Here is a 24,156-nt window from a genome sequence, read left to right as displayed (position 1 = left end):
TCGATCCAGGCCTTCAGCGTCGATGGTACGGAGAAGTTGTACATCGGCGCGCCGATGACCACGACGTCCGCTGCAAACAGTTCGTCTACCAGGGTGTCGGACACTTTAACGACCTGCGCCTGTTCGGCATTGCGCGCTTCCGCTGGCGTGAAGAAGGCGCCCATCATCTGCTCCGTCAGGTGCGGGACTGGATTGGTGGCCAGGTCGCGCTCAACCACGGTGTCGGCCGGTTGGCGGCCTTCCATTTGGCGATGAATTCGGCCGACAGTTGGCGGGACAGCGAACCAGCATTACGTACGCTGCTGTTGATGTAGAGAACGTTTGCCATGTACTTGCTCCAAGAAAGTTGGTGATTGCAGCCATCTTAGAACGGGTTTATTATCGACGAAATAGGTTTTATCACGATAGAAATTATCGATTTTATTGATATGCGAGATCCCGGCCACCCCACCCTCGACCAGTTGCGCGTCTTCATCGCGGTCATCGACCATGGCGGTTTCGCCCACGCGGCACGCGCCCTGCACCGCACCCAATCGGTGATCAGCTACACCATCGCCAACCTGGAAGAGCAATTGAACATCGCCCTGCTCGACCGCAGCACGCGCAAGCCGACCCTGACCGAAGCCGGCAAGACCTTGCTGGCAGATGCCCGCGCCGTGACCAGCAAGGTGGATGGCATGCGTTCGCGCGCCAAGGCCCTCGGCATGGGCCTTGAGGCCGAGCTGTGCATCGTGGTCGACGTGATGTTCCCGGCCTGCGTGCTGGTGCGCGCACTCGAACACTTCCAGCGGGAATTCCCGACCGTCGCGCTGCGCCTGCATACCGAAGCGCTGGGCGCCGTGGCGCAGATGGTGGCCGACCGCCGCTGCCAGTTGGGTGTGGCCGGCATGGCTGCCACCGCGCCGGTGAATATCGAGCGCCATGCGGCGGGATTCGTGAAAATGATGCGGTCTGCTCTCCGCTGCATCCACTGTCGCGCGAAGCGGCGCAATCCCAACCTCGGTTTTGCGTGAACATTTGCAATCTGGTGGTGACAGACCGCAGCCCGCTGACCGAAGGCCGCGATTTCGGCGTGCTGGGGCTGCGTGACTGGCGCCTGGGTGACCTCGGTTCCAAGCACGCCTTGCTGGTTGGAGGGCTCGGCTGGGGCAATATGCCCGAGCACACCGTCATGCGCGACCTGGCGGAAGGACGCCTGGTGCGCCTGCACACCCAGGAAGGCAGTGAGCTGGAATACCCGCTGTTCGTGATCCATCGCGGCGATGATGAACTGGGCCCGGCCGGCAAATGGCTGCGGCAAAAATTCATCGACCTCGACCATACGCTGCCGCAGGACGCCTTCTAAACATTCCTACAGGCCGGCGCGGCGTGCGCCTACAGGCTAGTTTGCGGCATCGGCCTAGCATGGAATCGCTTCATTCACAAAGGAGAGCGATCATGGCACCACGCAAGGACACTGAGCAATCGGACGATTGGCGCAACCAGGCCGGGCAAGCGAACCAGCCGGACAAGGCCAACAAGGCAATAAGGAAGGCAACAAGGACGGCAACCAGCAATCCGACCAGGACCGTGGCAATAAGCAGAATGACGTCGGCCAAGGCCAGCGTCAGGGAAGCCGCGACGACTTGAAGGATGAAGAAAGCGGCAACCGCGGCAATCGCGGCGACCGCGACCAGCAACGCTAAGCCTTCAGGCGGCTAAGCGATTCCGGCGGCGCGCAGGGCGCGATTTCAGGCGGCGGACTTCGTCGCACAAATCCACCACCAGCGCCGCCAAATCTTCATCCGCATCGAAATCGCGCTCCAGCTGTGCCAGGCGACGCGCCCTCCCCAGGTCCACGCTGGTGAATTGCAGGGTTTCGATGCTGGCCCCTTCCCGGCCGATCAGGATGCCGCGCTGAACGTGGTGCACGATCCATTCGGGCTCGACGGCGCACGCGCGCGCCAGTTCATCCAGCGTCAGCGCCTGGTGTTCCAGCGGCACGCCTTCCACAATCTCTTCCTTTGGCATCGCTCATCCTCCTATTTCGCGTTGCATCTGTTGGTATAGCGCGCGCCGCTCGGGCGTATCGGCCGGCGGGGCAAAGATTTCCAATATGAGATACAGGTCGCCCGCCGTGCCGGAGCTGTTGGCGGGGGGAATTCCGCGCCCTTTCAGGCGCAGCTTACGGCCGCCTTGCGAATTGGGCGGCACGGTCACGGTCACGCGGCCGGATGGTGTAATGACTTCACGCTCGCCGCCCAGCGCAGCGAGCCACGGCGGGATCGGTACTTTTCGTAGACGTCGCGGCCTTCGACACGGTAACGGTCATCGGCCTGGAATGCTATTTCGAGATAAAGGTCGCCTGCTTCGGCACCGTTCATGCCGGCCTGGCCCTGCCGGCCAAGGCGCAATTGCTGCCCCGCCGTCACGCCTTGCGGGATGCTGACCTTGAGCGTGCGCTGCTTGCCAAGCGATATCTCGCGCTGGGCGCCGTTGTAGGCATCTTGCAGGCTGATTTCAAGGACGGCGTGGATATCTTCGCCGCGCGTGCGGAAGCCCTGGCGACGGCCGCGTTGCCCGCCACGTGGGCGAACAGGTCGGCAAAGAAATCTTCGGCGCTGCCTCCTTCGAAGCCGCCGCCCCAGTCGGGTGGCGGGCGGAATTCCTGGCCAGCGTGGTACTGTCCGCTACCCAGCGAATCGTAGGCAGCACGCTTTTCGGCATCGCCCAGCACGCCATAAGCTTCGTTCAGCTCTTTGGTGCGCGCGTCGGCATCCGCTTCCTTGCTGACGTCCGGATGATATTTGCGGACCAGCTTGCGATAAGCTTTCTTGATCTCGTCTTCGCTGGCAGTCTTGGCGACTCCAATGTCACGTAGTAGTCCTTGTATTCCACGTCGCGCGCTCCCGGAATGGCATTAGGCCAGTCTAGCGGAATTCCGGATTCGAAGGCAGATCATTCGCCAGACTTCCAGAGCATCGTACAAAAAAAAGCGCCTTCGATTGAAGACGCTTCTTTGCGTGGAGCAGCCGCAGCTTAGCGGTTGTACACGGTCTGCATATAGCGGCGATAGGTGTCGGCAGATTCGATCCGCACGGAACGTGCCTTCACGGTCTCGCCTGCCCCCAGTGCGGGCAGCTTGAAGTTGGTGCTGAAGGTACCAGCTGCAGTTGGCGATTCTGTAGATTCCAAACCGCTGTTGATACCCGAGGTTTGCTCCCAAATAGAGAGCCAGGTCACCGCGCCCGGGTTGACGGCGGAAACGGCCAGCGCGAGGTCACGGGTGCTGTAGCTCGCCAGCGCTGCCAGACTCTGCTCCGACAGGCGTCGGGAAGGCGGTGCTGGCTTTGGTTTCGGTCAGGGTCAGTGGACGGCGCTGTACTTTCAGCACGTAAGTGCCATCGCTGCTGCCGGCTGCGAAGGAGAGCTTGGCATTGGACGCGTCATATGCAGTCAGGACATAGGCCGCGTTGTCAGGCAGGCGGGCGATGCCGTCATCGCCCTCGGCGAGATCGTATCACCGCAGTCGGTGCCCATGACATAGGTGCTGGACGAGTTGACGGTGTTGACCCACTGTTCGCCCTGGCCGGAAAGGGCATAGCGCAAGCCTGCTTGCGGCATGCCAGGCCCGGTAACGATGATGTGGTCGATCACGCCGGCGGTGGTGTTGTTGGCCGGGTTGCGGTCATTGATGTTGAAGTTGATGCCGGTCCGATAGCAGGTTCCAGACGCGCCGACAGTCTTGCTCATGCTGGCGAAGGCTTCCAGTTCGAATACGCGCTGGTTGCCGTGCAGGCGCCATACGCCGTCGGTCGGGCTCTTGCGGATCTTCCAGTTTTCCAGACGGTCCAGAATCTGGCCACCCTTGGTTTTCACGGTAAACGACACGCGGGCGGTAATCTTGGCCGGGTCTGTGTAATCGATCTGGTGGATCTCGAAATCGCTGAAAGTCGCGCCTACCAGCACAGTCTCGCTGACCAGGTGACGGAGGAAGTCCTTGGCACCTTCGTCATCGTTGAGGAAGCCTTCGGTGGCAAATGGGAGCAGCGCATCGACGGTCGGTTGGCCATTGGCGAACTGGGCGATAAAGTCAGACAGCGCCTTCTTCACCAGCGGCGCATCGTTGGTCGCGGTGCTGATATTGTCCGCTGCCAGTTTCGGCGAGCTGGTTTCGGTGCTGGCTTTTTGCTTGAGATCGTCGGTGATGACGGAGCTGTTGGCCGTGGTGCTGATGGTGGCTACGGCCGTGTTGGTATTCACCGACACCTGGATCGCATCCAGCGCTTTATCGAGCGGGCTGGTCAGCGGGGTGAACGGGGTACGCAGCAGGTCGGCGTTGGCATCGACACCCAGCGCGGTCAGGATGGGCTGCAGCTTTTCTTTCAGCTTGGCGACTTCAGCATCGATCGTGCTCGCGGTTGCGGTAGCCGCGTTCTTATCGAACTGGTCGAAATAGTCCGCTGCGAGCTGGCCACCTACGTTGGCGGCGATCAGGTCGGTCAGCTGGGTGATATTGATCTTGCCGGTCGCATCGGCACTGGTGGCGACCGAGTGCACGGTATAGGTGCGGCCATTGGCCATGCCGGAGGCGCGGAACACGAACGGGCCGGTCATGCCGGTCACGTCGACCGAGTACGCACCGTTGTCGCCGATCTGGGCAACCTTGGTGGCGCCTTTCGAGTCCTTGACGGTCACGCTGCCCGCCAATGGGGCGCCCACTGCTGCCGTACCGTTGAACACCACCGAAACCGGCGACGTCTGCACTGGTGGAGTCGTGGTTGCGCTGCTCGAATCGCTGCCGCCACCGCCGCATGCGGCCAATGCCAGGCTCACGGCGCTAGCCAAAATCAGTTTGTTGAATTTCATTCTTCCCTCGGGTTGTTAGCATTCATCTTATCTAATAGCCACTATTAATGTTTCTATATTGAAACTATTGGTGCTATAAAGCAATACTAACACAGCCTTGGAAGCCGCTTCAAATCTGGGTTTGCGTAAAAAATACATCTTCCAGGTCAAAAAAAAAACGCGCTGTGAAGCGCGTTTTTTGTGTGGGCATGTGCCGATCAGCGGACGCGGCGGATCGACGAGATGCGGTCGCTGAAGTCTCTCAGGTCAGGGTAGCGGCCTGGCGCAAACGTGCGGCACTGGCCGCCGAAGTCGGCGTGTTCGCAGGCTTCCCAGGTGCCGTAGTTGACGACCATCGAATTGGCGTTGTCGTTGAAATGGACGTTGCGCAGGGTGTCCATATCATTATTGATCTGGACGATGCGGCCGCGGAAGCCGTTGTCATTGAACAGCTCCACCGCCGGGCCGCGTGGCTCTTCGCGGTATTCGCGGCGCTCTTCGCGGCGCTCTTCACGCCAGCGGTCGTCGCGGTCGTCGCGATTATCGCGGCCCCAGCCGTGGCCGCGTTCGCGGCGGCGGTCAATCTCACGGGCGGAAGAGAAGTTATTGTTGAAGCGGCGCAGGTCCGGATATTCGCCGCGTTCGAACACGGCGCACTGGCCCTGGAAATCAACGTGCTCGCACAATTCCCAGGTGCCGGAGCGCACCACCAGGCTCGAAGCGCGGTCGTTGAAATCGAAGTCGCGGAAATTGTTGGCGGCACCATCGGCAATCACCACGCGCTGGCCGCGAAAGTCTTCGCGCGAGAAGAGCTGCAATTCACCGGCCGAAGCGGCCTGGCCAAGAAGGGAAGCGGCCAGCAGGAAAGCGGCGGTCAAGGTATTCTTCATTACTAAATCTCCGATATTCAGGCATCCTAAGCGCACTAACGCGGCGCAAAGGCCGTTAGACTACCCTACCTTGTAACAAATTCCTACTGTGCAACACATGCCGACCACGATTTTGAGCTCCAATTTACGCAACGAAGCGACAGCATTATGGAAATTGGCCTGGCCGGTCTTGATTGGGCAACTCGCCACCGTTGGCATGGCGGTGGCGGACGTGGCGATGACCGGCCACACCCAGGCTTCCGAACTGGCTGCGGTGTCGACCGGCGCAGCAATCTGGTCCATCGTGCTGGTGACCGTCATGGGCACCATGATGGCAATGAACACGCTGGTGGCGCACGAAGTGGGTGCCGGCAGTTACCAGCGTATTCCGCACCTGGTACGCCAGGGCTTGTGGAAGGGCCTGGGCGTCGGCTTGGTGGCCATGTTGCTGGCCAACCTGGCCACCCTGCTGTTCGACCACCTGCAACTGGCGCCGGAAGTGAACCGGCGCGCTGCACTGTTTGTGCACTTCATCAGCATCGGCTTGCCACCGTTCGCTTGCTATCGCGCGTTGTATGGCTACAGCACCAGCATCAACCAGACCAAGCCGGTGATGGTGATCGCCTTGTTCGGGCTGGCTTTCAACGTCTTCGTTAACTGGCTGCTGATCTTCGGACATTGGGGCCTTCCCGCAATGGGCGGTGTGGGTTGCGCGGTATCGACCGGCATCTGCATGTGGCTGATGCTGGGCGCCATGCTGGCGTGGATGCGCATTTCCCGGGCATATCGGGCCACCTACCCTTTCACGCATTGGGAGTGGCCGCACTGGCCGGAAATTCGCAGCATGTTGAAACTTGGCCTGCCGATCGGCGTGACCTACTTCGCCGAGGTCAGCGCCTTCGGCGCGGTGGCGCTGCTGGTGGCGCGCTTCGGCGTGATCGAACAGTCGGCGCACCAGATTGCGCTGAACTTTTCGTCGCTGGTGTTCATGGTGCCGCTTAGCCTGGGCATCGGCATGGTGACCCGCGTGGGGCAGGCGTTGGGCGAGGGCGATGCGCTGCGTGCCCGTTCGGCTTCGTGGGTCGGGCTCGGCATGTCGCTGGCGTTTGCCGTAGTGTCGGCGGCCTTCATTGCGCTGTTCCGCAACGAGATCGCGGCCGCCTACACCAGCGACGTCGCCGTGCAGCAGACTTGCGTCACCCTGCTGCTGTTCGCCGCGCTGTTCCAGTTGTCCGACGCGACCCAGGTGGCAGCGGCTTGCGCGATTCGCGGTTACAAGGTGACGCGCGGGCCGATGCAGATCCAGCTGCTGGCGTTCTGGGTCTTCGCGCTGCCGGTCGGCTGCCTGCTCGGCCTGTGGAAGGAAATGGCGGCGGCCGGCTTCTGGATCGGCTTGGTGCTCGGCTTGACGATTGCTGCCATTTTGCTCACAGCCTATCTGCGCACGCTGTCGAATTCTCGAGTAGCCGAAGGAAAAACGGCATAGGGCATAGCATTCCGAATATCAGCGGGGGCGGGTTCTGGTATTGTCTTGCGATTCGTAAGTAAACCATTCCGGGACAAACAATGCGCCTTATCCTCACCCTGGTGGCCCTGCTGGCTGCCGGCACTGCTTCCGCTGAACGCCTGACACTGGAGCGCCTGTATGCCGATCCTGCCCTGTCCGGCCCTGGCGTGCGTGCCCTCAAAGTTTCTCCGGATGGCGCCCGCGTCACCTTCCTGCGCGCTCGCGCGGATGACCAGTACCAGATGGATCTGTGGGAATACAACATGAAGGACAAGACCACGCGCCGCCTGGTCGACTCCAAGGCCCTGGCCCCCGGTCGAGAACCTGTCCGACGCTGAAAAAGCGCTGCGCGAACGCGCGCGCACCGCGGCGCTGAAAGGCATCATCTCCTACAACTGGTCGCCCGACGGCAAGCAGTTGCTGGTGCCGCTGGCCGGCAACCTGTACCTGGTCGACCTGTCCAAGCCTGACAGCGCGCGCCTGGTGGCATCGGGCAGCGTGATCGATCCAAAGATTTCGCCAAAGGGCAAATACGTTTCCTTCGTGCGCAACCAGAACCTGTTTCGTGATCGACCTGGCCACCGGCAAGGAGCGCCAACTGACCACCGATGGCAAAGGCACCGTGCATAACGGCGAAGCTGAATTCGTTGCGCAGGAAGAGATGCACCAGTTCACCGGCTACTACTGGGCGCCGGACGATTCCGCAATTGCCTTCCGCTGGTACGATGAAGCGCAAGTGCCAGTGGCGCGCCGCTTCGAGATCTACGCCGACCGCACCGATGTGGTGGAGCAGCGCTACCCTGCCGCCGGCGACAAGAACGCCATTGTCGGCCTGAAAATCGTATCGCCTGCCGGCGGCGAGATCCGCGACGTGGACCTGGGCGCCAACAAGGATATCTACCTGGTGCGCGCCGACTGGAGCAAGGATTCCAAGTCGCTGTTCTTCCAGCGCCAGTCGCGCGACCAGAAGACGCTGGAGCTGATCGCCGTCGACGCGTCCACGCTGGCGCAGCGCCCCGTGTTGACCGAGACCGCCAAAACCTGGACCACCATCAACGACGACCTGCGCTTCCTGGAAAGCGGCAAGGGCTTCATCTGGTCGTCCGAGCGCACCGGCCGCAACCACCTGTACTTCTACGGCATGGACGGCAAGCTGAAACACACCATCTCCAAAGGCGAGTGGGGCTTCGACGACGTGCTGGCGGTGGACGAGAAGGCTGGCAAGGTCTTCGTTTCCTCCAACAAGGATGCGGTCTACGACAAGCAAGTCTACGAACTGAAACTGGATGGTTCCAGTGCCGACAAGCCGAAGCGCATCACCCAGGCTGACGGCTGGCATGATGCCTCCTTCTCCAAGCATGGCGAAGTGTTTGTGGATACCTGGTCCGATCCGGCTACCCCGCCGCAGGTGGCAATCCGTCGTCCGGACGGTGCGCTGGTGAGCTGGCTGGAGAAGAATGAAGTCAACGAGTCGCACCCCTACTTCAAATACAAGTCGGACCAGTTGCCAGTCGAGTTCGGCAACATGAAGGCCAAGGATGGCCAGACCCTGTACTACTCGATGATCAAGCCGTACAAATTCGACGCTGGCAAGAAGTACCCGGTCTACCTGTCCACCTACGGCGGCCCGCACTCGCAGCACGTGACCCGCAAATGGGACAACGCGCAGTTCGACCAGTACATGGCGCAGCAAGGCTATGTGGTATTCCGCCTGGATAACCGCGGCTCCTCGCGCCGCGAGCGCGTGTTCACCGACGCTATCTATCGCAACCTGGGCAAGGTGGAAGTGGAAGACCAACTGACCGGTATCGACTGGCTGGGCAAACAGTCGTTCGTGGATGCCAAACGCATCGGCGTGTATGGCTGGAGCTACGGCGGCTTCATGACCCTGCGCCTGCTGTCGCAAGGTTCGGACAAGATCGCGGCTGGCGTATCCGGCGCACCGGTGACCGACTGGGGCCTGTACGACACCCATTACACCGAGCAGTTCATGGACCGTCCAACCGACAATGTGGAAGGCTATAAGCAGTCGAACGTGTTCTATCACGTCGATGGCCTGAAGTCGAACCTGCTGCTGATCCACGGCATGGCGGACGACAACGTCCTGTTCACCAACACCACCAAGATGATCGACGCACTGGTGAACCGCGGCGTGCAGTTCGAGTTGATGACCTACCCCGGCGCCAAGCACGGCGTGTCGAACCGCCTGGCCAAGCGCCACGTGCAAACCTACATCGACGCCTTCTTCCGCAAGCACCTGAAGCCGGAATCGAACTAAGGCCGGGCCGAGCGCCCTCGCCTCCCAGCCCGCCCGCGCAAGCCGGCGGGCTTTTTCTTTACCTACCAGTTCTCGAACCAATAGACGACTTCATTGTATTTAGTGCTGACCGCGACCCCCGACTCCAGGTAATGATTCCAGTTGTCCTCTGTCCTCGACGAATTCAGTACGAATACCTGGTAGTCCGCATGCCCCTTCACCCCGCCTGGACGCGGCATGAGTTCTTTACGATCATCGCCTGGGCGCATACCGGCCGTTCGGGACAAGGCATTCCGCACAGCGTCTGCCTGGATATTCCGGACGCTCGCTGCAGGCAAGACCATGCGAAGTTGGATATGCTCCCCCCCTTGCATCATCGCGGGTCGGTGGAAGTAGCGCACTTGACTCGCCTCTACCGGAATCGGCTTAGGGAAGAATGATGTGTAAGAGTCGCGCCATGGTGCAACCGATTGATCATAGTCCGATAGCCCAGTGCGGGGATCAAACAACAAGCAATTCACTGCAAACGTGGTCGCAACCAGGAAACCGGCAATGGCCAGGATAGTCAACAGGACTCTGCGCATCAAATATCTTAGGAAAAATCGGTATCAACAAAGCAGCACAGTTTGACGCAAGGGCGCATTGTTCGGCAAGATAACTATTATCGGGCTTCCACGTCGATTCCTGCTCCGCTCGTTCGTCAAGTGATACGATCAACCACCACCGACGGAGGCGTCATGTCCCTGCAACTGTTCTACCATCCCCTTTCTTCCTACTCGATGAAGGCGCTGATTGCGCTGTATGAGAACGGCACGCCGTTCGAATACCGCATGCTGTCGCCTGAACATCCCGAAAACTGCGCGCAATTTGCCGGAATGTGGCCGATCCAAAAATTCCCTATCCTGCTGGATGGCGAGCGCATGGTGGTGGAGGCCAGCATCGTGATCGAGCACCTGGCCCTCTGCCATCCTGGCCCGGTAAAACTGCTGCCTGACGATCCAGAAGCCGCGCTGGAAGTGCGCATGATGGACCGCTTCTTCGACAACCACATCGCCACGCCGCAACAGAAGCTTGTCGCCGACGTGTTGCGCCCCGACGGCGAGCGCGACCCGCTTGGCGTCGCCGAAGCCAGGCGTAAGCTCGATACCGCCTACGCCTGGCTCGACAAAATCATGGCGACCCGCACCTGGGCTGCTGGCGAAGATTTCAGCATGGCCGACTGCGCAGCCGCGCCCTTCCTGCTGTACGCGCACTGGTCGCACCCGATCCCCGAAAAGCATGAACATGTGATGGCCTACCTGCGTCGCCTGCGCGAACGCCCATCGTTTGCCCGCTGCTGGGCAGAGGCCAAGCCATACCGCCACATGTTCCCGCTCGGCGTGCCGGTCGGAGAAGAATAAGCCCTTGGCTCGCTTTGTTGAACAACTTCACCTAGAATTGCCAATCTAGCAATAAGGAAAGGCAATAGTACGATTGATCCTGTTCTGCGGCCGTAGGTGTTCCGAATGCATGACAAGGTATCGATTGATGAATGCAACGAGGAGTAGCCTGCCAAGGGCTTCTGATGCCTGGTGGCTCGAAGATCGACGAGGTATTAGAAGGAGATTCGTAGTGCGAACGGTATTGGTGGGAGCTGCAATCGCAGTAATGACGAACTTGGCCTGTGCATCGGAATCGGTGCTTTGCGGGCGCGCGCTTGGTCAAGCGTCCATCGAAGATGTGCAGGTTCCATGCCCTGTAAATTCGCTTTGCTTGAGCGGCTGGACGCGTTGGGGTATTAAGGTTGAGAAAGTGATTTCAGGTGCTTCCGTACCCGTGCGGATCAATGCTGTATCACTCGAGCACGGAATCCTCACCCCAAAACACGAGGAAGCTCTAAGAATCTTTACCGTCAAGCCAATTGAGAAAAACGAGAAGCGCGACTTATTCGGCGCAGACTTTGTCTTGCTCCAACATGAGGTCGATAGAGGCAAGGACATATGCAACTGAATGGACAAGCCCGTCGGCCAGAAGTTCGAAAGGAACAAGGAAATTGAAGAAATTTTTAGCGCAGCTAACAGCCGCGTGTATCACCGTGAGCGCTCTCGCAGACCCTTTACCCGAGATTGATCGATCAAATATCGAGTACAAGTCGCCGGCAGAGGCCTTGCAGACCCTTCGTTCAAAACCAGGCGTCGAGTTAAGTGTGCAAGGTGGTTGGACTATTGCGTACGAGCCGTCGTTGCATGTGATTTGGTCGTTTGCGCCGGAACAGCATGCCTCGTATCCCTCCGTAGTTAAACGCGCCATTGTCGAGGAGAACGGTACGGTATTCGTCAAGATGGATGTGAAATGCAAAGCAAGCAAGGAAGCTTGCGATGACCTGGTTCGGGAGTTCATTCAACTGAACGAAGCCATGCGCGCGTCATTTCAAACGAATCAACACAAAGCAAAGTAGACATGTTCGCGCGCAGGCCATTCTTTTCGTTCGCTGTTGCCTTAGCATTAGCCATTATTGGATTCTTCCTTTGGGCGAAGGCAGAGTATGGCCAGCCTGAGGCTGTATCCGTGGCAAAGACGTTCTTGTCCAGATTGCAAAATGGTGATTTTGAAAGCGCCTTTGAGCTGACAACCAAGAGTGGCTATGTTGGAAGGACGCCTGCAGATCTACGAGAGTTCGCCGAGCGCCACACCTGCTTGAGTGGTCGATTCGTATGGACTTCTCCGCCACAGACCAATGGAAACCGGTTGCGCAGGTTGATTCGGGGGCAAAACATCGATATGGACGAAGTAAACGTAGAGTTTGAGGGCACTTGTTTACTGGGCGTGCGGTTGCGTCGAACTTCGGACAACAGGTGGCGGGTCTTCTACTTTGCTAGTCATGCCGGATAGTTGAGGTTGTAAGTTCACGCGCCCAAGTGCGACAAAAGAAAAGGGCCAGCGTGCACATCGTGCACCCTGGCCCCTGGCGACTACTTTACTGGCGGTTGCCGCGGTCAATCAGCTCGTCAGTGGCATCGTCGATCGCTTCCCGCAGGTCGCCGCGCTGTTTCTGCAGCTTGCCTTCGACCTGGTTGGCGACACCCTTCACCTGCTGCTTCGAGCTACCAACCAGTTCACCGGCTTCCTCCTGGATCTTACCGCCGATTTCTTTAGCTTTGCCCTTCACTTGGTCCTTGTTCATGATCCACTCCTCATTAAAAAGTGCGACGAGCAAATCATACGAACAGGCATCGACGGCCACTGTACGCAAGCTAACAGAACTAGCCTTTACGCCAGACCGAAGCCAACCATGGCTGCTGTTCGCGCGGCAATCCTTCCGGACGGTAATAATGGGTGACGGGCTCAAAGCCGGCCGCCATGACCACTTCGGACCAGGTTTCGAAATCGTAGTAACAGCCATAACGCGGGCCGTTCCAGCCTTCTTCATTGTGGCCGCGCGGGTTGGAACTAAACAGGACGCCGCGTGGCTTCAAGGCGGCGTGCAAGCGCCCCAGCACATCGGGCAGCACGGCACTGGGAACGTGGAACAGGGAGGCGTTGGCGAAGATGCCGTCGAACGATTCCGCCGGCAGGTCCAGGGCGACAAAGTCCTGATGCAGGACGCTGCAGCCACTCCAACGCTGGGCCATCTCCACAAAATGGGCCGAGCCATCGAGTCCGACCGGCTCATGCCCCAGCGACTTGAAAGTGCGCAGGTCGCGGCCGGGGCCGCAACCTAAATCAAGAATCCGGAACGGAGGCGTTCCTTCAATCGCATCGAGCAGCGCCGCGATATTCTGGCTTACGTCGTGGTCGCGCGTACCTTCAAGGAAGGCTTGCGCATTGCGTTCGTAATGCTCCAGCGTGCGGCGGGTAATCTGCTCGATGTCGTCCATCCCCCTACTTTACCAGACGCGTACGCGCTGTTCCGGCGCCAGGTACAGCTTCTGGCCCGGCTTTACGTCGTAGGCCTGGTACCAGGCGTCCAGGTTGCGCACAGTGTAGGTGCGCCACTTGGCCGGCGAGTGGCCGTCGGTCATGACCTGGTTGCGCAGCGAGGCATCACGCGCCTTGTTGGCCCAGCTTGCGGCATAGCCGTTGAAGAAGTCGCGGTCCTGCGCAGGGGTGGCTTTGCCGCCCAGCGAAACGTGGTACGCATCCAGTGCTGCAGCCAGGCCGGCCAGGTCGGCCAGGTTTTCGCTCAGGGTCAAGGTGCCGTTCAGTTTCAGGTCAGGGAAGGCTTCATAGGCGTCGTACTGCGCGACCAGCTTGGTGGCGGCTTGCTTGAAATGCTCGCCGTCTTCCTTGGTCCACCAGTCGCGCAGGCGGCCTTTGGAGTCGAACTGCGCACCCTGGTCGTCGAAGCTGTGGCTGATCTCATGGCCGATCACCGCACCGATCGCGCCGTAGTTCAGCGCATCGGTAGCCTTCATGTCGAAGAATGGCGGCTGCAGGATGGCGGCCGGGAAGTTCAGCGCGTTCTGCATCGGCATGTTCACCGCGTTCACCACGTGCGGCGGCATGCACCATTCGGTTGGATCGACCTTCTTGCCCAGTTTTGCCAGTTGCTGCTTGTAGTGGAATTGCTCGGCGCGCAGCGCGTTGCCCATCGCGTCGTCGGGCTTGATTTCCAGGCCTTCGTAGGAAGTCCATTTATCCGGATAGCCAACGCCCACGTACAGGGTGCGCAGTTTTTCCTGTGCTTCCTTCTTGGTGGCCGGCGCCATCCAGTCCAGCGCATCGACGCGCTTGCGGAAGGAGTCGACGATATTGGATACCATGGTTTGCAAGCGTGCTTTGGCTTCGGCCGGGAAGTAGCGCTCGACGTACATCTTGCCCGCGGCATCCGGCACCGCGTTATTGACTGCGCTCAGGCCGCGCTTCCAGCGAGGCGACAGCTGCGGCGTACCGTTCATGGTGCGGCCATAGAATTCGAAACGCTGGTCGACGAAAGCTTTCGGCAGGAAGCCGCCGAAATGGTTCACGGTATGGAAGGCAAGGAAGTCTTTCCAGGCTTGCAGCGGCATCTCGTTCACCAGCGCTGCGCTACCTATGATGGCGCTCGGATGGTAGACGGTGAATTTATTCTGCTTGCCCAGGCCGGCAGCGCGGAAGAAGGCGCGCCAGTCCATGCCAGGTGCCTTGGCGGCGAAGTCGCGCATGGTCCAGGTGTTGTTGGCCTTCTGGATATCGGCGGAATCTTCGCGGCTGCCGTGGGCTTGGGCCAGTTTGCGTTCCAGTTCATAGACGCGGGCGGCGCGGGCTTCCGGCTCGCTGTAGCCGGCCAGCTTCAGCATGGCGGCAATATGGGCCTGGTAGGCCGTGCGCAGCTGGTGCATGCGCGGGTTGTCTTCCAGGTAGTAAGCGCGGTCCGGCATGCCAAGACCGCCCTGCAGGATGTATGGGGTGTAGTGATTCGGATCGGTCAGGCCTTGCGCGATCCAGATGCCGAACAGGTTCTCGGTATAGAAGTTGGTGGAGTTCAGCGGGTCCACGTCGGCGCGGATCGAAGTGGCCAGCGCGCGTACCAGGGCGGCCTTGTCCTTGAGGGCGTCAATCTTTTCCAGTTCCGGCTTGAGCGATTTCAGGCCGTGCGCTTCGATTGCCGCCTCGTCCATGAAGCTGCGGTAGAAATCCGTCACGCGGCGGGTGTCGCCGGCCGGCGACTTGGCGGCGGTTTCGTCGATCAGCTTGACGATGCGCTCATTGGTCGCGTCGCCCAGCGCGGAACCGGCGCCCCAGCTGCCTTTGTCGGCCGGGATCTGGGTCTTGGCCAGCCATTCGGCGTTCACATGTCCAAAGAAATCGTCGCCCGGCTGCGGGACGGCGTCTTGCGTTTGCGCGGCTGGGGCCGGGGCTGCCTGTTGGGCAATCGCCGGGGCCAATCCAAAAGTCGCTCCACAGAAGGCCAGGGTAAGGGCCAGCTTGAGCGGCGTGACGCGAGTGGATGCTTGCATTTTTTGTATCCCTATCTAGTTATAAGTGGCGGAATGAGCCAGGCTGCACTCTAACGTCAACGCAGGCGCGGCACTGCCCAATTGCGACAGACTGCAAATTTGCGGGATCAAATGCAAAAAGCTGGGAATGCTGTGCAGCGCTGCCAACGTTTGTCGAAAAACTTGCTGCACTCCCCTCTGGAAAGGCTATATAGTTTCACCCACAGCAACGCCGAATTTAGAGGAGATTTTTCATGAAGCTCGAAGCACTGTTCCAGAATCCAACTGCGTTGCCAACCGCTCCAAAGGTTGTTGACGAATTGATCAGCAGCTTCGACAAGGCCAGCGTCTCCACCGAGGAAATTGCAAAGAAGCTGTCGGCCGACCCGGTACTGAGCGCCAAACTGCTGCGCCTGGCCAATTCCGCCTACTACCACGTATCGCGCTCGATTGGCACCGTTGAAGATGCGATCCTGATGCTGGGCTTCGTCACCGTGCGCACCCTGGTGATCAGCTCCGGCCTGGTGAGCGGCTTCAAGACCGTGCCCGGCATGGACCTGCGCCAGTTCTGGCGCTACAGCCTGCGCACCGCAGTGGGCGCCAAATTCATCGCCAAGGCTTGCAAACAAAACACCGACCTCGCCTTCACCATTGGCATGATGCATGCGATCGGCCAATTGGTGATCCACGCTGGCATGCCTGAGCAGGCGCTGGCACTGGACAAGGTGGCAGGCCCACTGGATGAGCACCGCCTGGAAACTGAAAAGACTGCGCTGGGCTACACCTTTGCCGACGTTGGCGCCGAACTGGCCAGCCGCTGGAAATTCCCTCCGACCTTTGCTGAAACCATTGCCGCCATCCCCAAGCCGGGCGAGAACGATCTGGCAGCGGTGATTCACCTGGCTGCCTGGCGCGCCCGCGTCGACGAGAACAAGCTCTCGCCGGAACAGATTGCCGCCTGCTATCCGACCGAAGTAGCGGAAGGCCTGGGCCTGGAAGAAAATGCACTGATTGACCAGATGCCATCGCTGGACGAATTGAGCGCAGGTCTCGACGAACTGATTAAATAAACAATATTTCGTTTCACTCCTGCCGTTGTGACCCTTGGGATGGGGGCGCAACGGCAATTTTTTTGGAAATTTCTCAAATATTTTTCAAAAAGACCCTAAAGTTCCTTCCGAGCCTGACGTTAATCCTGACATGCGGCACTCCGCGCACAGAATCCAAGGCTCAAAATGTCCTCGACTCAAGTTCTTGCTACCTACGAAAAAATTGCCGGTTTGACCAGCCAGATGGTGGGCGCCGCGCAAGCCAGCGACTGGGATTCGCTCGACCGCATGGAAAACCAGTGCGCGGCGGCTTCGGTAGCCCTGATGGGTGGCGCCGCTCCCGCGCAGGGCGACGCCCGCAAGCGCAAGATCGAACTACTGAAACAGATCATGGCCAACGACCGCGCCATCCGCGACGTGACCGACTCCTGGCAAAATCGCCTGCACGGCTGATTCCAGCGAACGCAATGAAAGCGCCTCCGGGCGCTTTTTTATTTTGTCCACTTGGGGGTCAGGAACGAAAGTGGACATTTCTGCGGAAATGTCCACTTCTGTTCCTGACCCCAAAGTGGACAAAAATAAAGGCGCCCGCTTGGGGCGCCTTGGAATTGGGAGGGGCGAGCACCAGGTATCTCCTGGCGTCGCCTCAGCGCCGGTTGCACCCGGCGTTCATTTCGCCTCAGTCGGCTATGAACTGCTTCCAGAAGGGGTCGTTTCTTCAACGTCGCTCTGCGGTTCGCGTCACACTATCGGTGGTGACTGCGGCAGAACCCGGTCTGTGTGAACCCAGTATAACGCAGGTAAAAAATTCTTGTCCAGCATTGAAATGCAACGCTAGTTACTAGTGTGCAGCAACCTCCACCGCGTCTTCCAGCGTCGGCACATCGTCCTCTGCACTTCCCTTTTTCCGGAACGATTGCCAGATCTTAAGCGGGCCTTTTGCCTGGCGTTTGCGCAGGAAATAGATCAGGCCACCGAGTGCCGCCAAGCCGGCCAGCACGCCGCCGGCGATCATGATCAGCCGGCGGCGTGGGTTGGCTGCCAGGTCGGCCGCGACTCCTGGCTTCACCGGGGTTGCGCCTGGTTTGCTTGGCGCCGCGACTGGCTTGGCTGGGGTGGATTCTGCTTGCGGCACAACTTGTGGCGCGGATGGGGCGCTGGCGGGCACCGCCGCGGCGGGCGCGACGATTGCTGTTTGAAGACGCTGCACTTTGCCCTCGATGTCGGCCAATTTGCTTGTCATGGCTTCGCATTGCCGAAGCTGCGCTTCCACCTGCTTCGCGGGGGCGCAAGACTGGGCGGGTGCGGATGCCGGCGGCACTGCAGCGGGCGCCGATGCGGCTGCGGGCGTAGCGGCGACAGCCTTCGTGCTCGGCTTGCGGGGTGGGGGCGTCACTTCGGCTTCGCGGGCAGGCGCGGCCTTAGGGGCCGCCGCCAGCGCAGCTTGCGGCGCTGGATTTGCACTTTGCTCCTGGGCCTTCGCCAGGGCGACTTGCTGGCGGTGCGCAAATGCGCGTTGCGCGGCTTCGTTCAGTCCTGCCTCGCCATTCTTCGGCGATGGGGGGCTGACGGCGGTTGGCGCTGGCGCGGCTGCCGGCAACGGCTCCTCCGCCGGCATCGCGGCCACGCTTGCTGCCCGCTGCCCTGGCGGCTCGGGCGTCATCCAGAGCGAGGCCGCCCGGATGATCTTCCGCCCGCCACTATTCAATTCCAGGAATAGATGCAAAGCGTCTGCATTAACCGGCTGCAGCGTGGTCAGGTGCAGGAAGCGCTTGTTGTCGCGCTTGGCAATAGATATGTACAGCCCGCCAAGCGCCGGCGGCATCGCCACATTGGCGCCCTTGAAGACGTCGGGGTTTGCGATCCGCGCCTGGATGTCGGCCAGGTCGGTCGCGGTCAGGTCGACCAGTTCGATGTCCGCCGAAAGCTGCTGGCCAATGTGGGAATTGACCTTGATCTCCCCCAGTTCTGCCGCCCGCACCGAAGCGCACAGGGTGGCTGCGAGTACCGGCAACGCGAGGGCGCGAATGGTCAATCGTTTGCTTAGCATGGAGAACAGGCCTATTTCTTCTATGTACTCATTAACGGCAGAATATCCCGATTTTGTAGGCCCCGGCAGAGTGAGTGGCATTGGCGTTAGAATTCAGACACCACTTTCCAGCGAGGGAGCCATACATGAACAGCAGAACCGAGCGCGACAGCTTTGGGCCGATTGAAGTTCCTGCCAGCCAGCTGTGGGGCGCCCAGACCCAGCGCTCGCTCGAACATTTCCGCATCTCCAGCGAACGCATGCCGGCCGAACTGATCGCCGCGCTCGCCAGCGTGAAGCGCGCTGCAGCCAAGGTCAACGTGGACCTTGGGGTGCTCGACAGCGCCAAAGCCAAGGCCATCATGCAGGCGGCCGATGAAGTCCTGGAGGGCAAACATCCGGGCGAATTCCCTCTGGCGGTGTGGCAGACCGGCTCCGGCACCCAGTCGAACATGAATATGAACGAGGTGCTGGCCAATCGCGCCTCCGAGCTGATGGGCGGCGAGCGCGGCGAAGGCCGAAAGCTGCACCCGAACGATGACGTCAACAAGGGCCAGTCGTCGAACGACATCTTCCCTACTGCAATGCACGTGGCAGCGGCGCAGGCGGTGGCGAACAATGTCCTGCCGGCCTTGCGCCAACTGCGCGCAACGCTGCAGAACAAGGTGCAAGCATTTGACGGTATCGTCAAGATCGGCCGCACCCACCTGCAGGATGCCACCCCGCTCACCTTGGGCCAGGAGTTTTCAGGCTACGTGGCCCAGTTGGACTATGCCGAGAAAGCCATCGAAGCCACCCTGCCTGCGGTGCTGGAACTGGCGGCCGGCGGCACGGCGGTCGGCACCGGCCTGAATTCGCATCCCGAATATGCAACGCGCATTGCAGCCGAATTGGCGAGCCGCCTGAAGCTGCCCTTCCGCACCGCGGACAACAAGTTTGCCGCGCTCGCCGGGCATGACGCCCTGGTGTCGGCCCACGGTGCGCTGAAGACACTCGCCACGGCGCTGATGAAACTGGCCAATGACGTGCGCTGGATGGCATCGGGCCCGCGCTCCGGCTTGGGCGAACTCAGCATCCCTGAAAACGAGCCGGGCAGCTCGATCATGCCGGGCAAGGTCAACCCGACCCAGAGCGAAGCGCTGACCATGCTGTGCTGCCAGGTGTTCGGCAACGATGTGGCGATTACCGTCGGCGGCTCGTCCGGCAATTTCGAGCTGAACGTGTTCAAGCCGCTGATCGTCCACAATTTCCTGCAAAGCGCCCGTCTGCTGGCGGACGGCATGCGCAGCTTCGACGAGCATTGCGCCCATGGCATCGAAGCAAACCTGGGCCGCATCGAGGAGCTGATGGCGCGCTCGCTGATGCTGGTCACCGCGCTGGCTCCGCATATCGGTTATGATCGCGCCGCGCAAATTGCGAAGCAGGCGCAGCATGAGGGCACTACCCTGAAAGAGGCGGCGTTAGCCCTTGGTTTCGTGAACGAAAGCCAGTTCAATGAGTGGATTGTTCCGCTGGAGATGACCAAGCCGGGTGGCAAAGGTTAATGCCAGGTGGGAATACAACACCTCCGCGCCAACCCAACAGAAAGAGGATTAAAATGCAGACAGTAGATTTCGAATTGACAGGCGAGTACATCGAGCTGAACCAGCTCCTGAAAGTGGTTGGCCTGTGCGACAGCGGCGGTGCCGGCAAGCAGATCGTGGCTAGCGGCGACGTCAAGGTCGACGGCAAACAGGAGTTGCGCAAGACGGCGAAGATCCGGGCGGGCCAGAAGGTTCGACTGGGCGACGTGCAGATCGACGTTCATGCTGAGGGCGGCGCGGCCTGATTGATCCGCGCGGAGGGTTAGCTCCATGGATGGTCCCCGCGAGAAGCAAGTGCAGTCCCAGGAACAATTGATCGATGACCTGCGGCAGGTCATCGAGAATGCCGAGGAGCTGCTCAAGAATACCGATCATTACACCAGCGTGCTGTACCAGTCGGCACGCGCCAAGCTCTCCCAGGCTTTGCTTGCGGCGAACGAGGAGCTGGAACGGTGTGAGGATGCGCAGCTCTTGCGCATGATCGAGGCGACCCAGCGTGCTAACCTGCTGTACCGGGACTCGTCCGGCGAGGACAAGTTAATGCGGGCGTTTGACTAGAATTCGCTGCTGCAGCCATTGCTGGAGGCTGGCGGCGACGTTGAAGTTTTCATCCAGCGCAAAGGCGGCGTCGAGTGCGGCGCCGAATGCCTTCCCTTCTTTCAGAACCTGTAGCGCCGCATATTGGGGCGCCTGCAGCGGCGTGACCTGGGCGGTCCATTCCGGGCGGCTGAGCAGCGCGCGGCTTGGCTCGTCCATTTTCTGCGGGAATTCCATGCCCTGATGGGCCAGCCAGAGCGGTACCACGGCCCATTTCGATTCGAAAAGCCGGGCGGTAGGCTGCCAGGGGAAGCTTTGCTCTTCCACGGTTTGCGGGTTGATGTCCTGGGCTTGCAGCGGCGGCTCGTGGTGTGCGTAGTGGATGCGGTGCAGCTGCCATTCCAGGCGGGCCATGTCGGGAAGGTAGGGCAAGTCTTTTACATGCTCAAAGCCGCGCAGGAAGGGCTCGAAGTGGGCTCCGAAGCGGTTCAGGTCGCCGCTGTCTGAAGGGTGGGCTCGGCCGTATTCTCGTGACAATGCGTTGAAGAACTCTTCGCCGACCAGTTGTGCAATGACCGGATAAGCGGCCGCCAGCGCCTTGGTCCAGGTTGAAGCCAGGTTGCCGCGGTACAGGGCGAATCGTTCAGCGTGCTTGAGCTGGAGGGCTGCCTCGACGGCAGGCGCAAACAAGGCATCCGAAAATGACTGCTGCTGCACGACCAGGGTTTCATTGCTGCCAGGTGGAAAATGTCCACATTCGTTCCTGACCCCGGGGCGGACATTTGCAGGGGGGAAGCGGGTTGCGATGGCGGCGGCTTTTTCCGCTTCGCCTAACAAGACTTCCAGGGACGGGATGTCGGTGTCCCATTCGATCAGCGTGGGGACGCTGCCGAAGCGGCTTAGGGCTGCTTCATACAGGCGCCAGACGGGAGCGGCGACTACGGCTCCGTGGTGGTCGACCACGGCATCGGGCGTGACAAGGTGGCCGGCAAGGTGGATTTCGCCGACCGTGCCGGGCGCGATTGCTGCTAGCGCGGCCATGGCGTCTTCTTCGTGGTTGCACTGGTTGACGTAGAGGTTGTTCACGTCCAGCAGCAGGCCGCAGCCGGTGCGGTGCGCAAGGGCGGCGAGGAACTCGGCTTCGCTCATGGCGTCGTCGGCAAAGCGCACGAAACTGGAAACATTCTCGAGCAGGATGGTGCGGTCCAGCGCGTCCTGCATGCGCCCTACCCGCTCTTCCAGCAAGTCGAGCGCGGCGTGGTTCAGCGCCAGCGGCAGCAAGTCGTTCAGGTGGCGGTCGAATACGGCGCCCCAGCACAGGTGCTCGGAAACGAGCGCTGGCTGTATGTGTTTGGCGAGGCTGGCGACGCGCGCCAGGTGATCGGTGCTGAAGCCGCGCGCGGAGCCGAGGCCGAGGCCTACGCCGTGCAGGCTGATTGCGTAGTCGCGCCTCAGTTCCTGCAATACGTGGAAGTCGCCGCCGGCCTGGTCGAGGTAGTTCTCAGTGTGGACTTCGAGCCAGGCGGCGCGTGGCCGTTGTTCGAGGAACTGGCGGTAGTGCGGGGCCCGCAATCCAACGCCAACTCCTTGAACCACGGCGTGTTGCATCATTGATTACTTTGCTGGCGCGGTGGTCTTGCCGCCGGCTTTTTCGCAAGTACCCTTAGCAACTAACTTCCACTCGCTTTCCATATTATCGGTCTTGGCCTGGCTGGAGCAGCCGTGGGTGCCAGTGGCGCAGTCGTTCTGGCCGGCCTTGGCAATGCCGTAGCACTTTTCTTTTTCCGCTGGTTTGTCCTGGGCTGCGGATGCAGAGGTGCTAGCGGTGGCGCAGACGGTGGCCAGGGCGGCGGCGATCAGGGCTTGACGGTTTTTCATGCAGGGTCTCCTCGGTAGGTTTGCAGGTGTGCGATTAGACCATAAAAAAAAACCCGCTGGCACCGGTGCCGGTGCGGCGGGTTTCTTGCGGCCTGCGCGATGTCTGGACGATGCGCGTTCAGGCGGTGGTATTGATGTTCTTGCCCAGGTGGGATGGCAGGTTGGCGGCTGCTGGCGCCGGCGGGATCGCTTCGATCAGGGCCTGGGCGCTGGAGGCTTGCACGTCTTGTGCTTTTTTCAAGACGGCGTAACCGATCTCGGTACGATTGCTCGTATCGGCCATTGTCGTTGCCAGTTTCGCAATGCTCATTGCATCCATTTAAATCTCCCAGGAGTACCTATCCTAATTTACGGACAGCGTTGGGCAAACTTTAGGCTTGGCGCGGGATTTTTTTGACCAGCCAGGCCAGTACGGTGTCGGGCCGGTTCAGGTCGAGCCATTGCAGGCGGGGCGGCAGGCCTTGCGGGGCAGGCTGGTCGGATGCCACGGCGACGATGGTGTGGTCGTCCAGGTAGCGCGGCGGTTGGCCGGCGATGGCGCGGTAGACTTCAAGCTTGTCGATCTGCCATGCATGAAAGCCTTCGACCAGGGTCAGGTCGGCGGGCTGCAGGCGGGCGAGCTGTTCCTCGGCGCCGGGTTCTTCGGCTCCGCGCAGTTCGTGGATGATGGCGAAACGATAAGGCGAGGCGATCATCACTTCGGCGGCGCCTGCGTGACGGAAGCGGGCACTGTCTTTCCTTGGCGGCTCGAGTTCGAAGTCGTGGTGGCTATGCTTGATGACGTTGACTTTCCAGCCACGCGCGGCGAGTTCGGTGACCAGGTATTCAATCAGGGTGGTTTTGCCGCTGCCTGACGGTCCGGTGACGCCGATGACGTTCTGTTTGTCGCTCATAGCGGCACCCGATAGCGGTAGCCGCGGAAGCTGAAGACGGCTTGCTTGGGTTGGAGTTTGTCCAGGATCAGGCCGGGGGCGACCTCTTCGCCTTCCCTGCGCAGGACTTTGTCGATCAGCAGCAGGCGATCGGCGGGATTCTTCGAATACATGTAGCCACCAAGGGTGATCTGGGGAATGGCGCGCTGGATTGGCTCTGGGAGCTCGCGCAGGGATTGCACTTGTTCTTCTGCTGGCGCGGGGGCTGGGGCCGGGGCCGGAGGGGCGGCCGGAGCAGCCTGCGCTACGTCTGCAGCACGCGTCGCAGTTCCACCCGGCTTAGTGGCCGCCAGTTGCGGGGCTTCGGAGCCGCGCTGGCCGGCTGTTTGGGGACTCACACTTCGCTGCACCGGCGGCGTTGTCATTGCGGCTGGCGATTGCAGGACCGCTTGCTGGGCTGGCGCTTGGCCTGCTGCGGCGGGACCGGCGGCAGCAGGCGCTGCAGCGGCGGATGCTGCAGTGGCGGCCGCTGGCGTGGCGCTGTCGGCGACGGCCGGGGCGGCGACAGCGGCTACCGGGGCGGAGGCCGGCCGGGCGGCCGCCTGGGTGGCAGCGGTGGCCGCGACGGCGGCTGGCGGCTGGTTCGCGGCCGGTTGCTGGCGCACCAGCAAGGTCGCGAGGCCGGCGATGGCGGCGGCCATCAGTGCCATCGCCACGATCACTGGCGTGCGTTTGCTGCGCGCGCCCTGCCCTGCAGGCACGCTGGCCAGCGTGGGTGCGTGGATGGTCGGGGTGCTGCCGATCTGCCGTTCGGCCTGCGCTTTTTTCAGTGCTTCGAGAATATAGGACAT

At 60.8% G+C, this 24,156-nt stretch carries 29 protein-coding genes and 2 pseudogenes; 15 read left to right on the top strand and 16 right to left on the bottom strand.

Annotated elements, in window-relative coordinates; all coding sequences use genetic code 11:
* Window positions 1–328 (bottom strand): annotated as a pseudogene (locus ACQ4MM_RS21180) (FMN-dependent NADH-azoreductase); the annotation flags it as partial.
* Between the two features lie 100 nt (window positions 329–428).
* On the opposite strand from ACQ4MM_RS21180, the gene ACQ4MM_RS21175 reads away from it, so the two are divergent.
* From ACQ4MM_RS21175 to ACQ4MM_RS21165, 3 genes are all read left to right on the top strand, one after another.
* Complete coding sequence (locus tag ACQ4MM_RS21175; RefSeq protein ID WP_431479210.1) at window positions 429–1,013, top strand: LysR family transcriptional regulator; 585 nt, start codon at window positions 429–431, stop codon at window positions 1,011–1,013.
* Window positions 932–1,345: a LysR substrate-binding domain-containing protein gene (locus tag ACQ4MM_RS21170; RefSeq protein WP_431479213.1), complete on the top strand. Its 414-nt coding sequence runs from the start codon at window positions 932–934 to the stop codon at window positions 1,343–1,345. Before ACQ4MM_RS21175 ends, ACQ4MM_RS21170 begins: the two co-directional genes overlap by 82 nt.
* A gap of 127 nt (window positions 1,346–1,472) precedes the next feature.
* Window positions 1,473–1,685 (top strand): hypothetical protein, encoded by a 213-nt coding sequence (locus tag ACQ4MM_RS21165; protein ID WP_431479209.1) that lies wholly within the window; start codon window positions 1,473–1,475, stop codon window positions 1,683–1,685.
* 4 nt (window positions 1,686–1,689) lie between these two features.
* On the opposite strand, the gene ACQ4MM_RS21160 is transcribed toward ACQ4MM_RS21165, so the two are convergent.
* From ACQ4MM_RS21160 to ACQ4MM_RS21140, 5 genes and pseudogenes are all read right to left on the bottom strand, one after another.
* Window positions 1,690–2,010, bottom strand: coding sequence for a chaperone modulator CbpM (locus ACQ4MM_RS21160; RefSeq protein WP_431479208.1), 321 nt, complete (start codon window positions 2,008–2,010; stop codon window positions 1,690–1,692).
* A gap of 3 nt (window positions 2,011–2,013) precedes the next feature.
* A pseudogene (locus ACQ4MM_RS21155) lies at window positions 2,014–2,877 on the bottom strand (DnaJ C-terminal domain-containing protein).
* A 141-nt stretch (window positions 2,878–3,018) separates the two neighbouring features.
* Entirely contained in the window at window positions 3,019–3,174 is a 156-nt protein-coding gene (locus ACQ4MM_RS21150) for a hypothetical protein (RefSeq protein ID WP_431479207.1), read from the bottom strand.
* A gap of 261 nt (window positions 3,175–3,435) precedes the next feature.
* Entirely contained in the window at window positions 3,436–4,848 is a 1,413-nt protein-coding gene (locus ACQ4MM_RS21145) for a hypothetical protein (protein WP_431479206.1), read from the bottom strand.
* Between the two features lie 197 nt (window positions 4,849–5,045).
* The gene (locus tag ACQ4MM_RS21140; protein ID WP_431479205.1) at window positions 5,046–5,717 is read right to left on the bottom strand and encodes a beta/gamma crystallin-related protein; all 672 of its coding nucleotides are present in this window, start codon (window positions 5,715–5,717) and stop codon (window positions 5,046–5,048) included.
* Between the two features lie 97 nt (window positions 5,718–5,814).
* On the opposite strand from ACQ4MM_RS21140, the gene ACQ4MM_RS21135 reads away from it, so the two are divergent.
* The 4 genes from ACQ4MM_RS21135 (at window position 5,815) to ACQ4MM_RS21120 (ending at window position 9,481) form a co-directional block, all read left to right on the top strand.
* Complete coding sequence (locus ACQ4MM_RS21135) at window positions 5,815–7,182, top strand: MATE family efflux transporter (protein ID WP_431479204.1); 1,368 nt, start codon at window positions 5,815–5,817, stop codon at window positions 7,180–7,182.
* Between the two features lie 80 nt (window positions 7,183–7,262).
* A complete protein-coding gene (locus ACQ4MM_RS21130; RefSeq protein WP_431479203.1) occupies window positions 7,263–7,541 on the top strand; it encodes a hypothetical protein in 279 nt (92 codons plus the stop codon).
* A gap of 85 nt (window positions 7,542–7,626) precedes the next feature.
* The gene (locus tag ACQ4MM_RS21125) at window positions 7,627–7,833 is read left to right on the top strand and encodes a DPP IV N-terminal domain-containing protein (protein WP_431479202.1); all 207 of its coding nucleotides are present in this window, start codon (window positions 7,627–7,629) and stop codon (window positions 7,831–7,833) included.
* Window positions 7,769–9,481, top strand: coding sequence for a DPP IV N-terminal domain-containing protein (locus ACQ4MM_RS21120; protein ID WP_431479201.1), 1,713 nt, complete (start codon window positions 7,769–7,771; stop codon window positions 9,479–9,481). Before ACQ4MM_RS21125 ends, ACQ4MM_RS21120 begins: the two co-directional genes overlap by 65 nt.
* Window positions 9,482–9,543: 62 nt before the next feature.
* Here the strand turns inward: ACQ4MM_RS21120 and ACQ4MM_RS21115 are convergent, their stop codons facing one another.
* Window positions 9,544–10,029 carry a hypothetical protein gene (locus ACQ4MM_RS21115; RefSeq protein ID WP_431479200.1) on the bottom strand — a complete coding sequence of 162 codons (486 nt, stop codon included), beginning with the start codon at window positions 10,027–10,029 and terminating at the stop codon, window positions 9,544–9,546.
* A gap of 168 nt (window positions 10,030–10,197) precedes the next feature.
* On the opposite strand from ACQ4MM_RS21115, the gene ACQ4MM_RS21110 reads away from it, so the two are divergent.
* From ACQ4MM_RS21110 to ACQ4MM_RS21100, 3 genes are all read left to right on the top strand, one after another.
* Window positions 10,198–10,860 carry a glutathione S-transferase family protein gene (locus ACQ4MM_RS21110; RefSeq protein WP_431479199.1) on the top strand — a complete coding sequence of 221 codons (663 nt, stop codon included), beginning with the start codon at window positions 10,198–10,200 and terminating at the stop codon, window positions 10,858–10,860.
* A 211-nt stretch (window positions 10,861–11,071) separates the two neighbouring features.
* Window positions 11,072–11,449, top strand: a complete 378-nt coding sequence (locus ACQ4MM_RS21105) for a hypothetical protein (protein ID WP_431479198.1) — start codon at window positions 11,072–11,074, stop codon at window positions 11,447–11,449.
* A 43-nt stretch (window positions 11,450–11,492) separates the two neighbouring features.
* Window positions 11,493–11,897 carry a hypothetical protein gene (locus tag ACQ4MM_RS21100; RefSeq protein ID WP_431479197.1) on the top strand — a complete coding sequence of 135 codons (405 nt, stop codon included), beginning with the start codon at window positions 11,493–11,495 and terminating at the stop codon, window positions 11,895–11,897.
* Window positions 11,898–12,416: 519 nt separating this feature from the next.
* On the opposite strand, the gene ACQ4MM_RS21095 is transcribed toward ACQ4MM_RS21100, so the two are convergent.
* The 3 genes from ACQ4MM_RS21095 to ACQ4MM_RS21085 all read right to left on the bottom strand — a co-directional run bounded on the left by ACQ4MM_RS21095 (window position 12,417) and on the right by ACQ4MM_RS21085 (window position 15,378).
* The gene (locus ACQ4MM_RS21095; RefSeq protein WP_055936965.1) at window positions 12,417–12,623 is read right to left on the bottom strand and encodes a CsbD family protein; all 207 of its coding nucleotides are present in this window, start codon (window positions 12,621–12,623) and stop codon (window positions 12,417–12,419) included.
* A gap of 79 nt (window positions 12,624–12,702) precedes the next feature.
* Complete coding sequence (locus tag ACQ4MM_RS21090; RefSeq protein ID WP_431479196.1) at window positions 12,703–13,317, bottom strand: class I SAM-dependent methyltransferase; 615 nt, start codon at window positions 13,315–13,317, stop codon at window positions 12,703–12,705.
* A gap of 9 nt (window positions 13,318–13,326) precedes the next feature.
* A complete protein-coding gene (locus ACQ4MM_RS21085; protein ID WP_431479195.1) occupies window positions 13,327–15,378 on the bottom strand; it encodes a M13 family metallopeptidase in 2,052 nt (683 codons plus the stop codon).
* A 233-nt stretch (window positions 15,379–15,611) separates the two neighbouring features.
* On the opposite strand from ACQ4MM_RS21085, the gene ACQ4MM_RS21080 reads away from it, so the two are divergent.
* Both ACQ4MM_RS21080 and ACQ4MM_RS21075 read left to right on the top strand, forming a co-directional pair.
* Window positions 15,612–16,427, top strand: a complete 816-nt coding sequence (locus ACQ4MM_RS21080; protein WP_431479194.1) for an HDOD domain-containing protein — start codon at window positions 15,612–15,614, stop codon at window positions 16,425–16,427.
* Between the two features lie 165 nt (window positions 16,428–16,592).
* Window positions 16,593–16,859, top strand: a complete 267-nt coding sequence (locus ACQ4MM_RS21075) for a flagellar protein FliT (RefSeq protein ID WP_431479193.1) — start codon at window positions 16,593–16,595, stop codon at window positions 16,857–16,859.
* 388 nt (window positions 16,860–17,247) lie between these two features.
* On the opposite strand, the gene ACQ4MM_RS21070 is transcribed toward ACQ4MM_RS21075, so the two are convergent.
* Window positions 17,248–18,456, bottom strand: a complete 1,209-nt coding sequence (locus ACQ4MM_RS21070; RefSeq protein WP_431479192.1) for a type IV pilus assembly protein FimV — start codon at window positions 18,454–18,456, stop codon at window positions 17,248–17,250.
* Between the two features lie 125 nt (window positions 18,457–18,581).
* Between ACQ4MM_RS21070 and fumC the strand changes: the two genes are divergently transcribed.
* The 3 genes from fumC to ACQ4MM_RS21055 are packed head-to-tail and all read left to right on the top strand — an operon-like array spanning window position 18,582 to window position 20,576.
* The gene (gene fumC, locus ACQ4MM_RS21065) at window positions 18,582–19,979 is read left to right on the top strand and encodes a class II fumarate hydratase (RefSeq protein ID WP_431479191.1); all 1,398 of its coding nucleotides are present in this window, start codon (window positions 18,582–18,584) and stop codon (window positions 19,977–19,979) included.
* A 53-nt stretch (window positions 19,980–20,032) separates the two neighbouring features.
* Window positions 20,033–20,263, top strand: coding sequence for an RNA-binding S4 domain-containing protein (locus ACQ4MM_RS21060; protein WP_431479190.1), 231 nt, complete (start codon window positions 20,033–20,035; stop codon window positions 20,261–20,263).
* Between the two features lie 25 nt (window positions 20,264–20,288).
* Window positions 20,289–20,576 (top strand): DUF883 family protein, encoded by a 288-nt coding sequence (locus ACQ4MM_RS21055; RefSeq protein ID WP_431479189.1) that lies wholly within the window; start codon window positions 20,289–20,291, stop codon window positions 20,574–20,576.
* On the opposite strand, the gene bufB is transcribed toward ACQ4MM_RS21055, so the two are convergent.
* The 5 genes from bufB to ACQ4MM_RS21030 all read right to left on the bottom strand — a co-directional run bounded on the left by bufB (window position 20,556) and on the right by ACQ4MM_RS21030 (window position 24,156).
* On the bottom strand, window positions 20,556–22,166 hold the full coding sequence (bufB, locus tag ACQ4MM_RS21050; RefSeq protein ID WP_431479188.1) for an MNIO family bufferin maturase: 1,611 nt from the start codon (window positions 22,164–22,166) through the stop codon (window positions 20,556–20,558). The two genes, ACQ4MM_RS21055 and bufB, sit on opposite strands and share 21 nt — an antisense overlap.
* Window positions 22,167–22,169: 3 nt before the next feature.
* A complete protein-coding gene (locus ACQ4MM_RS21045) occupies window positions 22,170–22,433 on the bottom strand; it encodes a BufA1 family periplasmic bufferin-type metallophore (protein ID WP_431479187.1) in 264 nt (87 codons plus the stop codon).
* Window positions 22,434–22,551: 118 nt separating this feature from the next.
* Window positions 22,552–22,752, bottom strand: coding sequence for a YjfB family protein (locus ACQ4MM_RS21040; RefSeq protein ID WP_431479186.1), 201 nt, complete (start codon window positions 22,750–22,752; stop codon window positions 22,552–22,554).
* Between the two features lie 52 nt (window positions 22,753–22,804).
* On the bottom strand, window positions 22,805–23,326 hold the full coding sequence (gene mobB, locus ACQ4MM_RS21035) for a molybdopterin-guanine dinucleotide biosynthesis protein B (RefSeq protein ID WP_431479185.1): 522 nt from the start codon (window positions 23,324–23,326) through the stop codon (window positions 22,805–22,807).
* Entirely contained in the window at window positions 23,323–24,156 is an 834-nt protein-coding gene (locus ACQ4MM_RS21030; protein WP_431479184.1) for a general secretion pathway protein GspB, read from the bottom strand. Before ACQ4MM_RS21030 ends, mobB begins: the two co-directional genes overlap by 4 nt.

The sequence above is a fragment of the Massilia eburnea genome (genome assembly GCF_050709955.1).
GTDB lineage: Bacteria > Pseudomonadota > Gammaproteobacteria > Burkholderiales > Burkholderiaceae_D > Rugamonas > Rugamonas eburnea_A.
Note: the sequence above shows the minus strand (reverse complement) of the source record. Positions and strands in the feature narration are given on the sequence as shown.

Bases quoted from the DNA above. Each gene is read 5' to 3' on its own strand.
- ACQ4MM_RS21055 (WP_431479189.1), top strand. From the start codon at position 20,289: ATGGATGGTCCCCGCGAGAAGCAAGTGCAGTCCCAGGAACAATTGATC.
- ACQ4MM_RS21090 (WP_431479196.1), bottom strand. From the start codon at position 13,317: ATGGACGACATCGAGCAGATTACCCGCCGCACGCTGGAGCATTACGAA.
- ACQ4MM_RS21060 (WP_431479190.1), top strand. From the start codon at position 20,033: ATGCAGACAGTAGATTTCGAATTGACAGGCGAGTACATCGAGCTGAAC.
- ACQ4MM_RS21085 (WP_431479195.1), bottom strand. From the start codon at position 15,378: ATGCAAGCATCCACTCGCGTCACGCCGCTCAAGCTGGCCCTTACCCTG.
- mobB (WP_431479185.1), bottom strand. From the start codon at position 23,326: ATGAGCGACAAACAGAACGTCATCGGCGTCACCGGACCGTCAGGCAGC.
- ACQ4MM_RS21045 (WP_431479187.1), bottom strand. From the start codon at position 22,433: ATGAAAAACCGTCAAGCCCTGATCGCCGCCGCCCTGGCCACCGTCTGC.
- ACQ4MM_RS21070 (WP_431479192.1), bottom strand. From the start codon at position 18,456: ATGCTAAGCAAACGATTGACCATTCGCGCCCTCGCGTTGCCGGTACTC.
- ACQ4MM_RS21080 (WP_431479194.1), top strand. From the start codon at position 15,612: ATGAAGCTCGAAGCACTGTTCCAGAATCCAACTGCGTTGCCAACCGCT.
- ACQ4MM_RS21030 (WP_431479184.1), bottom strand. From the start codon at position 24,156: ATGTCCTATATTCTCGAAGCACTGAAAAAAGCGCAGGCCGAACGGCAG.
- ACQ4MM_RS21175 (WP_431479210.1), top strand. From the start codon at position 429: ATGCGAGATCCCGGCCACCCCACCCTCGACCAGTTGCGCGTCTTCATC.
- ACQ4MM_RS21075 (WP_431479193.1), top strand. From the start codon at position 16,593: ATGTCCTCGACTCAAGTTCTTGCTACCTACGAAAAAATTGCCGGTTTG.
- fumC (WP_431479191.1), top strand. From the start codon at position 18,582: ATGAACAGCAGAACCGAGCGCGACAGCTTTGGGCCGATTGAAGTTCCT.
- ACQ4MM_RS21135 (WP_431479204.1), top strand. From the start codon at position 5,815: ATGCCGACCACGATTTTGAGCTCCAATTTACGCAACGAAGCGACAGCA.
- ACQ4MM_RS21040 (WP_431479186.1), bottom strand. From the start codon at position 22,752: ATGGATGCAATGAGCATTGCGAAACTGGCAACGACAATGGCCGATACG.
- ACQ4MM_RS21160 (WP_431479208.1), bottom strand. From the start codon at position 2,010: ATGCCAAAGGAAGAGATTGTGGAAGGCGTGCCGCTGGAACACCAGGCG.
- ACQ4MM_RS21145 (WP_431479206.1), bottom strand. From the start codon at position 4,848: ATGAAATTCAACAAACTGATTTTGGCTAGCGCCGTGAGCCTGGCATTG.
- ACQ4MM_RS21130 (WP_431479203.1), top strand. From the start codon at position 7,263: ATGCGCCTTATCCTCACCCTGGTGGCCCTGCTGGCTGCCGGCACTGCT.
- ACQ4MM_RS21110 (WP_431479199.1), top strand. From the start codon at position 10,198: ATGTCCCTGCAACTGTTCTACCATCCCCTTTCTTCCTACTCGATGAAG.
- ACQ4MM_RS21095 (WP_055936965.1), bottom strand. From the start codon at position 12,623: ATGAACAAGGACCAAGTGAAGGGCAAAGCTAAAGAAATCGGCGGTAAG.
- ACQ4MM_RS21140 (WP_431479205.1), bottom strand. From the start codon at position 5,717: ATGAAGAATACCTTGACCGCCGCTTTCCTGCTGGCCGCTTCCCTTCTT.
- bufB (WP_431479188.1), bottom strand. From the start codon at position 22,166: ATGATGCAACACGCCGTGGTTCAAGGAGTTGGCGTTGGATTGCGGGCC.